The sequence below is a fragment of the Yinghuangia sp. YIM S10712 genome, from assembly GCF_051388935.1.
Taxonomy (GTDB): Bacteria; Actinomycetota; Actinomycetes; order Streptomycetales; family Streptomycetaceae; genus Yinghuangia.
Map to the genome: position 1 here is coordinate 2,330 of NZ_JBPKBI010000038.1, position 8,615 is coordinate 10,944.

General features: G+C 70.6%; 11 protein-coding genes and 1 tRNA gene. 10 read left to right on the forward strand and 2 right to left on the reverse strand.

The window, feature by feature from the left end; all coding sequences use genetic code 11:
- Positions 1-31: 31 nt before the first annotated feature.
- Positions 32-196 (reverse strand): 50S ribosomal protein L33, encoded by a 165-nt coding sequence (gene rpmG / locus ACRX5W_RS32240; RefSeq protein WP_436791944.1) that lies wholly within the window; start codon positions 194-196, stop codon positions 32-34.
- A 128-nt stretch (positions 197-324) separates the two neighbouring features.
- Here rpmG and ACRX5W_RS32245 point away from each other — a divergent pair, with 128 nt between their 5' ends.
- From ACRX5W_RS32245 to ACRX5W_RS32280, 8 genes are all read left to right on the forward strand, one after another.
- Positions 325-1,512 (forward strand): CobW family GTP-binding protein, encoded by a 1,188-nt coding sequence (locus ACRX5W_RS32245; RefSeq protein WP_436791945.1) that lies wholly within the window; start codon positions 325-327, stop codon positions 1,510-1,512.
- Positions 1,513-1,547: 35 nt separating this feature from the next.
- Complete coding sequence (gene rpsR / locus ACRX5W_RS32250; protein ID WP_436791946.1) at positions 1,548-1,805, forward strand: 30S ribosomal protein S18; 258 nt, start codon at positions 1,548-1,550, stop codon at positions 1,803-1,805.
- Positions 1,802-2,965 carry a GTP-binding protein gene (locus tag ACRX5W_RS32255; protein ID WP_436791947.1) on the forward strand — a complete coding sequence of 388 codons (1,164 nt, stop codon included), beginning with the start codon at positions 1,802-1,804 and terminating at the stop codon, positions 2,963-2,965. The genes rpsR and ACRX5W_RS32255 overlap by 4 nt, the downstream gene beginning before the upstream one ends.
- A gap of 45 nt (positions 2,966-3,010) precedes the next feature.
- Entirely contained in the window at positions 3,011-3,247 is a 237-nt protein-coding gene (gene rpmB, locus ACRX5W_RS32260; protein WP_436791948.1) for a 50S ribosomal protein L28, read from the forward strand.
- The gene (gene rpsN, locus ACRX5W_RS32265; RefSeq protein WP_436791949.1) at positions 3,247-3,552 is read left to right on the forward strand and encodes a 30S ribosomal protein S14; all 306 of its coding nucleotides are present in this window, start codon (positions 3,247-3,249) and stop codon (positions 3,550-3,552) included. The genes rpmB and rpsN overlap by 1 nt, the downstream gene beginning before the upstream one ends.
- Positions 3,553-3,620: 68 nt before the next feature.
- Positions 3,621-3,791, forward strand: coding sequence for a 50S ribosomal protein L32 (rpmF, locus tag ACRX5W_RS32270; protein WP_436791950.1), 171 nt, complete (start codon positions 3,621-3,623; stop codon positions 3,789-3,791).
- Between the two features lie 298 nt (positions 3,792-4,089).
- A complete protein-coding gene (locus ACRX5W_RS32275) occupies positions 4,090-4,818 on the forward strand; it encodes a class I SAM-dependent methyltransferase (protein WP_436791951.1) in 729 nt (242 codons plus the stop codon).
- A 289-nt stretch (positions 4,819-5,107) separates the two neighbouring features.
- A tRNA-Met gene (locus ACRX5W_RS32280) sits at positions 5,108-5,181 on the forward strand.
- Positions 5,182-5,279: 98 nt separating this feature from the next.
- On the opposite strand, the gene ACRX5W_RS32285 is transcribed toward ACRX5W_RS32280, so the two are convergent.
- Positions 5,280-6,821: a glycosyltransferase 87 family protein gene (locus ACRX5W_RS32285; protein ID WP_436791952.1), complete on the reverse strand. Its 1,542-nt coding sequence runs from the start codon at positions 6,819-6,821 to the stop codon at positions 5,280-5,282.
- A 113-nt stretch (positions 6,822-6,934) separates the two neighbouring features.
- On the opposite strand from ACRX5W_RS32285, the gene ACRX5W_RS32290 reads away from it, so the two are divergent.
- A complete protein-coding gene (locus ACRX5W_RS32290) occupies positions 6,935-8,113 on the forward strand; it encodes a molybdopterin-dependent oxidoreductase (RefSeq protein WP_436791953.1) in 1,179 nt (392 codons plus the stop codon).
- Positions 8,110-8,583: a hypothetical protein gene (locus ACRX5W_RS32295; RefSeq protein ID WP_436791954.1), complete on the forward strand. Its 474-nt coding sequence runs from the start codon at positions 8,110-8,112 to the stop codon at positions 8,581-8,583. The genes ACRX5W_RS32290 and ACRX5W_RS32295 overlap by 4 nt, the downstream gene beginning before the upstream one ends.
- Positions 8,584-8,615 lie beyond the last annotated feature (32 nt).

Below are 8,615 nucleotides of genomic sequence, written 5' to 3' on the forward strand. Positions count from 1 at the left end.
GGACCCCGTGGGTCCGCGCCCGCGTGTGGCGTCAGCGTTCTTCGCGGAAGGCGACGTGCTTGCGTGCGATCGGGTCGTACTTGCGCAGTTCGAGCCGGTCGGGGTTGTTGCGGCGGTTTTTGCGCGTCACGTAGGTGTAGCCGGTGCCGGCCGTCGAGCGCAGCTTGATGATCGGCCGTACGTCGTTGCGGGCCATGGGCCGCCTCCGGAAGTTGTCGGGTCTGGTTCCTCGCCCGACCTTACTGCACATGATTTCCATTACCAATGAGCCATCACATGCCCGCCCCTGCCGCGAGTTCATGTACGGTAATGAAAATCGTTGTCATGTACTCCCTGTGTGAGGACCCTCCGATGCTTCCCGAGCCGCCGCTTCCCGTGGTCCTGCTGACCGGCCTCCACGCCGAGGCGCGGCAAGCGGCGGGTGATCGGTTGCTCGCCGACGTGCCTCGGTCGGTTCTCATCCACCAAAGACTCGCGCGTGACGAGCGGGGCTGTGTCGAATTGATCGTCCGTGACGCGTCCGGAGTCCTGGAGCACGCGCGGATGCCGCTGGCCAACGACTGCGTCTGCTGCGGGATTCGCGAGGACGTCCTGCCCCGGCTGCGGTACATGGCGACCGCTCGCGGCGTCCGGCTCGCGGTGATCGAGACGTGGGACAGCGTCGAACCCCAGGAGGCGGCGGAGGCCATCTCGGAACACGGCGGCGACCGGCTGCGACTCGCCGCCGTGATTGCCGCCGTGGCCCCCGACCTCCTCGTCGACGACCTCGCGCGGCCCGTCGACCTGGCCGAACTCGGGCTCGCGGCATCGCCCGACGACCACGGCACGGTCGCGGAAGTGCTCTCCCGACAGATCGAGTACGCGACCGTCCTCGCGTACCCGCCCGTCGGCGGCCACGACGAAGCCGTCGGCCTGGCGCTCATGGGACTCATGCACCCCGCGGCCACGCTCCTCCCGCTCGACGCCTCCGGCCTGGACTCGCTGACGTCGGCGGCCTTCGACACGCAGGTCGCCGCGGCGCGCGTGCACCCCGCGTGCTCGCTGCTCCCGTACGACGACGAGGACGCGGGCGTGGTGACCGCGGTCTGGCGCCGACGCAGGCCCGCCCACCCTGGGCGTTTGTACGACGCCCTCGCGGACGCGGTTCCGGCGGCGCTGCGCAGCCGAGGACGCCTGTGGCTGGCCAGCCGGCCCGACGACCTTCTCGCGTGGGAGGCCGCCGGAGGCTCGCTCTCCGTCGAATCCGCCGGGCCCTGGCTCGCCTCGCTGACCGACCGCGAATGGGACGCGATGCCGCCGCTGCGCCAGGCCGCAGCGGCAGTCGACTGGGACCCGCTCCACGGCGACCGCGGCCAACACCTGTGCTTCATCGCGCCCGACCTCGACCGCGAGCCGCTGTTCGAACTCCTGGACTCCTGCCTGCTGACCGACGACGAGTACACGCGCGGACCGGACCACTGGCGCACGCTCGCGGATCCCTTCGCGGAATTCCTCGACGACATCGCCGCCTGACCGCACCCGTATCCGAACCGAGAGGAGAGCGCATCGTGCCCCGCTTCGGCGCCGCCCCGCGCAAACCCCGCAAGAACCCGCTCGACGCCGCGGGCATCACCTCTGTCGACTACAAGGACACCGATTTGCTGCGCCGGTTCATCTCCGACCGAGGCAAGATCCGCAGCCGCCGGGTGACCGGCCTGACCGTGCAGCAGCAGCGCGACGTCGCCCGCGCGGTGAAGAACGCGCGCGAGATGGCCCTGCTGCCGTACGCCTCCGCACCCGTCGGCGCCACCAGGACCAAACGGTGACCGCCGCGTCTCCGCTCGTCGGCGACACCCGCCTGCCCGTGACGGTGCTGTCGGGGTTCCTCGGCGCGGGCAAGACGACGTTGCTCAACCACGTGCTCGGCAACACCGACGGGCTGCGCGTCGCGGTCATCGTCAACGACATGAGCGAGGTCAACATCGACGCGGCCCTGGTCGCCGGCTCGGGCGCACTGACCCGCACCGACGAACGGCTCGTCGAACTGACCAACGGATGCATCTGCTGCACACTGCGCGAAGACCTGCTGGACGAAGTCGCCCGCCTGGCCCGCGCCGACCGCTTCGACTACCTGCTCATCGAATCGACCGGAGTCTCCGAGCCGATGCCGGTCGCGGCCACGTTCTCGTGTCTCCGCGACGACGGCGCGGACCTGACCGCACTCGCCCGTCTGGACACCATGGTCACCGTGGTCGACGCGTGCGCGTTTCCCCTCGATGTCGCCTCGGGTGACGACCTGGCGGAGCGCGGACTGGCCGCGTACGAGGACGACGACCGCACGGTCAGCGACCTGCTCGTCGACCAGGTCGAATTCGCCGACGTCATCGTGCTGTCGAAGACCGACCTGGTCGACACCGCCCGCGAGCAGCGCCTCCACGCCACACTGCGCAGACTCAATCCCCTCGCGCGGATCATCCGCGGCGATCACGGTGCCGTTCCTCTCGAACAGGTCCTCGGCACCGGGCTGTTCGACGTGGCAAAAGCCGAGCAGGCACCCGGCTGGGTCGCCGAGCTCAACGGTGACCCCCATGTCCCGGAGACCGAGGAGTACGGCATCACCAGCCTGGTCTTCCGCGACCCCCGGCCGTTCCATCCCGGCCGACTGTGGGACCTGCTGAACGGAGACCTCGGAAACGGCCGCTTCGGGGACGTCATCCGGTCGAAAGGCTTCTTCCGCCTCGCCACGCGCCCCCTTGTCACCGGGATGTGGTCGCAGGCGGGGCCGGTCGCGCGCTTCGAGCCCGCCGGCACCGCCGACGCCGACGTGCCCGCCGGACAGGAACTCGTGTTCATCGGCACCGACTTGCGCCCCGAACCACTCCGCGCCGCGCTCGGCGACTGCCTGCTCGGCGCCGACGAGCCGCTCCCGGGAGCGTCGGACGACCCGTTCCCCGCATGGGACAGACCCGCGCACTCACAGCCCTGACCCCCCGCGCCGGACCGACCGGCGCCCGACCCATCGGAGACACCCATGTCCGCACACTGCCAAGTCACCGGCAGGAAACCCGCCTTCGGCAACAACATCTCCCACTCCCATCGACGCACCCGGCGCCGCTTCGACCCCAACATCCAGCGCAAGCGCTACTGGTTGGCGTCGGAGGGCCGATACGTCACCCTCACCCTCAGCGCCAAGGGCATCAAGACCGTCGACCGGCGCGGCATCGAAGCCGTCGTCGCCGCGATCCGGGCACGCGGGGAGAAGATCTGATGGCCAAGAAAAGCAAGATCGCCAAAAACGACCAGCGACGCGAGATCGTCGCCCGGTACGCCGAACGCCGCGCCGAACTCAAGGAGATCATCCGCAGCCCGCACTCAACCGACTCCGAACGAGCCGAGGCAGTACGGGAATTGCGCCGGCAGCCGCGCGACGCGAGTGCCACCCGGCTGCGCAACCGCGACTCGGTCGACGGTCGCCCGCGCGGCCACCTGCGCACTTTCGGCCTGTCCCGCGTCAGGTTCCGCGAACAGGCCCACGCCGGATACCTGCCCGGCATCCGCAAATCCAGTTGGTAGCGGCACTCGACGAAGCCGAACCGACAACCGACAACCGACAACCGACAACCCGAAGGACGCTTGCTCCCATGGCCGTTCCCAAGCGCCGCATGTCCCGTTCCAACACCCGCAGCCGCCGGGCGCAGTGGAAGGCGACGGCACCCGATCTGGTTCCGATCACGCTTGACGGGCGTGAACACCTCATCCCCCGCAACCTCGTCCGCGCGTACCAGCGGGGGCTGATCGACCCCCGCGACTGACGCGACGAAGGCGCGGCGGCCAGGCACGGCACGCGCCGGCCGCCGCACCGAGTCCCGACCACACGGCCCGCACCGAGTCCCGACCACACCGCCCAAACCGCGACACCCGCTCGGCACGCGCCGGCCGCCGCACCGAGTCCTGACCACACGGCCCGCACCGAGTCCCGACCACACCGCCCAAACCGCGACACCCGCTCGGCCCGCGCCACCCGCCAAGACCAAAGACCTGTCACAGACAGCAACTCCTGTCCCACGGCGCGTGCCCGCGCCTCGCCACCGACACCCGGGAGCCCGTCCGATGACCGATCACTCCGGTGAGGACGGCTACGCCGTCAACGCCCAGTACTACGACCTGATCTTCCCCGCCGAGCAGCGCGGTCGGATCACCGCGGGCCTCCGCGCACTGTTGTCGGGCAGCGACCGCATCGCGGAAGTCGGCTCGGGTACCGGACTGTTCACGTCCGTCCTGCTGGAACTGCTATCCACCGAAGGCGAGTTGTTCGCCATCGAGCCCTCCGCCGTCATGCGTGCGGCGCTGGTGACCCGCCTTGCGTCCCTGGACGACCCACCGGTGACGGTTCTGCCGCACGACGCGGTCACCGCCGACGTCCCCGAACCTCTCGACGCCGTGGTCATGCTGCACATGCTGACCCACCTTGTGGACGTCGATCGCCAGGCGGCATGGCATCACTGGGTGCCCCGCCTGCGGCCGGGCGGCCTCGTGATCACCGACGAGCAGATCCCGCAGGAACCCACCGACATCCCGCCGTCCGTGGTGCCCGGACGCTCCCTCGGCCGCCGCAGGTACGACACGGTGACCCAGGCGCGGATCGACGGTGACGGCATGGTGTGGACCATCACCTACCGCGTGCACGAAGCGAACGCACTCGTCACGCAGGACACGGTGTCCTTCCCCTCCGTCGTCGTCTCGCAGGCCACCCTCGACGCCGAACTGCGCGCCGCCGGCTGTGAACCTGTCCCGGACGCGCCGGACGGAATCTGGGCCTGGCGCAAGCCGTCTGCCTGACGCGTCGTCAGTGCCACTTCAGTCCCCGGACCAACCGCACTGCCCGGGAAGCCGCCGCACACGGAGATCACACGCATGCGGTCGGAATCCCGCACTTCGACCAGCCCGACCCCCTCCGGGGCTGACCGCGAAGGTCGCACTCGTGTGTTGCTCGTCACCCACGGCGATTCCACTCGATGTGTCGGCCGTTGTGAGGCGATTCCTGTGGAAAACCGCCGACTGGCTCGCGCCGAGCCGCGTCGAACGTGGTCGGACCGGCCCCTCGAAGGCCCTAGACTGATCATGCCGACGCGGGGTGGAGCAGCTCGGTAGCTCGCTGGGCTCATAACCCAGAGGTCGCAGGTTCAAATCCTGTCCCCGCTACGAGCGTTGAGGGTCCGGCAGTCGCCGGGCCCTCAGCCATTTCGGCCACGCACGCTGTCCCAAGGCGGGACGGTTCGCCGCGGATGTGTGAAACAGGGTTACGCGTCCAGGCTCGATGCCGTGTCGTTGTTCGGGCGGCCACTCGACCGCTGGACCGAAGTCAGCGGCGGCCCAAGGGCCGAGAACGCGACCGGGCTGGCGGTCGAGGGTACGTTCCGACGGTCGCGGCGGCGGTGGGCGCGGACCGCCGCCGCCGCGGCGACGACCACGAGCGCGAGTCCGTATGAGCCTTGGTGCACGGCTCGGATCTGCTGGTCGGTCAGACCCATGGACCACGTGAAGTAGATGCCGTAGCCGGCGAGGCCGACCGCGAGCCACTCGGCCCGGCCGTCGAGGACGACGAGAGCGACCAGCAACAGTGCGTACCAGGGGTAGTTGGGCGTCAGCACGAGCAGAAGCGTGCCGGTCATGGTCAGTGCGGCGCTCCACGGCCGGTCCGGGTCGGAGCGGCGGCCGACCAGGACGGCGGCCGCGAGCAGCACCGCAGCTGCGGCGTACGGAGTGGCGCGCTCCGGCATCACGAGACCGAGCAGTCCGAAGCGAGCGCCGTCGTCGTAGCGCTCCTCGCGCAGGTAACCCGGGAGGTAGCCGAACACGGCCGGGCCCGACATGACGAGGTAGGGGATGTACGTCGCGGCGGCGGTCAGTGCCGCAACTCCCGCCGTGACCAGAGGCTTTCGCCGCACGGCTCCGATGAGCGAAACGGCCGGGAACATCTTGACCGCGATCGCCGCGCCGGTGAGCACGCCGCCCAGGACCGGTCGTCGCGAGGCCACCGCGGCCAGGCCGCACAGCATGAGCAGCGCGCCCAGGCCGTCGATGTGGGCGTTGTTGCCGGACTCCAGGGCGACCATGGGACACCACGCCCACACCACCGCGTACCGGGGGTCGCGTCCGAAGCGCCGCAGGATCAACAGCAGCGCGACGGTGACGCCGACGGCCACCAGCGCGGACGCCGCCTGGACGGGCTCGCGTGCGCCGTCGGGCGTCACGAAGTGGATCGCCCGGTACCAGTACTGCGCGACGGGTGGGTAGATGGTGTGTACCGCAGGGCGGTTCATGAGCGTGCACGAGCCGTCGGGGAGCCGGTGGTGGAACCATCCGGTGCACGTGCCGGCCGGGAACAGCCATTCGTCGCGCAGGTGTCGCAGCTCCGGGTCCTGCGGGGCGTGCTCGTACGGCGAGATCCCCGCCGCCTGCACGCGTCCGTCCCAGGCGTAGCGGTAGGCGTCGTCGCTCGTCTGCGGGGGCGCGGTGAGGGCGACGAGTTGGAACGCGACGGCGCCGAGCACGATCAGCGGGACGGCCGCACGCACCGGCACGCGGCGCACCACGAGAAACGCGGCAGGCGCGAACACGGCCCAGGCCAGCGCGTAGACGAGGTAGGTCTTGGGGTCGCCGGGGCGCGTGTGCGGGCCGTGCACCGCGTACGCGATCGCACCGCCGAGCGCGGCCGCGAGCAGCGCGGCGACAGCGGTGGCGAGAACGGGCGCGGCGCGGGTGGCCGCAGGGACGATCGGCTCGGAGCCGGGGCTTGTGTGCGCGGTGTCCTGCGGCGGCGTGTCGGTGCCTTGGGGCATGACTCGACGATGGCAGCCGGAGCCCCGCGATCGGCGCCGCCGCGTCGTGATGTCAGCACTCCGTAAGCATCCGAAGCGGTACGCGGGGGCCTCCGCGGGGATTGAGTGGCGTCATGAGGAGGATTCCCGACGACGTTCGCCTGCCCGAGCCGCCTGCCGTGCTGCGCCGTGGTCCGCTGCGCGCGGAGGCGTTCCGCGGCGCCCTGCACGACCCGCGCACCGCCGTGGTTGTCGGCAGACTGCTGGGCGCGGCGTTCGTGGTGTGCTTTCTGACCGGTGTACTGAGCCATCTGATGCAGCATCAGCCGAGCTGGCTGACGTTTCCCAGCCGGCCGGTGTGGGGCTACCGGGTGACACAGAGCCTGCATGTGGCGGCCGGGATCGCTGCCGTGCCGCTGCTGCTGGTGAAGCTGTGGGTCGTGTATCCCCGGCTGTTCGCGTGGCCCCCGGCGCGTTCGGTGCGGCACGCGCTCGAACGGTTGTCCATCGCGGTGCTCGTCGCAGCGTCGCTGTTCGAGCTGGTCAGCGGCCTGATCAATGTCGTGCAGTGGTATCCGTGGCCGTTTCCGTTTGTGCCGGTGCACTACTGGATCGGGTGGGTGGCGACCGGCGCGCTCGTGCTGCACATCGCCGTCCAGCTCCCGGCGATCACCCGGTACTGGGCGGCACGCGGCCCCGAGGCGCCTGTCTCCGGTGACGGGCCGACCCGGCGCGGGCTCATGGCGGCGCTCGGCGCGTCCGTCGGACTGGTGACGCTCGCCACGATCGGCCAGACGGTATCGCCGCTCGCGAAGGCCTCCCCGCTCGCGCCGCGCCGACCCGGCGTCGGCCCGCAACGCCTGCCCGTCAACCGGACCGCCGCGCAGGCCGGGGTGTTGGGCCCGATCCGGGACCCCGGCTGGCGTCTGACGATCACCTCCGGCGCCACCGTGCTGGCACTGTCGCGCGACGAGTTGCTGGCCATGCCGCAGCACACGGTGTCGCTGCCGATCGCTTGCGTGGAAGGGTGGAGCGCGTCGGCGAAGTGGACGGGTGTGCGGGTACGCGACCTCCTCGACCGCGTCGGCGCGCCCGAGGACGCCACGCTGCGGGTGACCTCGTGGGAGCGCTTCAGCCCGTACTCGGTGACGGAGATGCGACGCGAGTACACGCGCGACCCTCTGACGCTGCTGGCTCTCGGCATCAACGGTGAACCGTTGGCCGAGGACCACGGCTATCCGGCGCGGATCATCGCACCGAACCGGCCCGGGGTACTGCAGACCAAGTGGGTGGCGACGATGGAGGTCTTGTGACGACGCGAACCACCGGGCCGGCAGAGCCTGTTGCGAACACGGTCCGCGTGTTCCGCCTGCTGCTGGGGGCGATCGGTCTCGCCGCGATGGGCTACGGCGTCGCCGGGCTGCTCGACGAACCCGACTACGTCGACCGCTGGGGTGTGCTGCGTTGGCTGGTGGCGGGGCTGCTGCTGCACGACTTCGTCTTCGCGGTCGCCGTGTTCGCAATCGCGTGGCTGGTCATGCGCGTGCGGCCCGGGGTCGGCCCGCGTCCGTGGGTGCGGCGTACGGTCCTGGGCGGCCTGACCGCGGGCACCGCGGCGACCCTGATCGCGTTGCCCGCCCTGCTGCGCCCGGAACCCCCGCCGAACCCGTCGGTGCTGCCGCTGGACTACGAACGGAACCTGGCAGTGGTGTGGGGCGTGGTGGCGGCAGTCACCGGGATCGTGATCGTCGTGCGGAAGTGGCGTGAGCGACCCCGAGACTGACACAGCGTCAGTGTCAAGAAGAGGACAGGTGG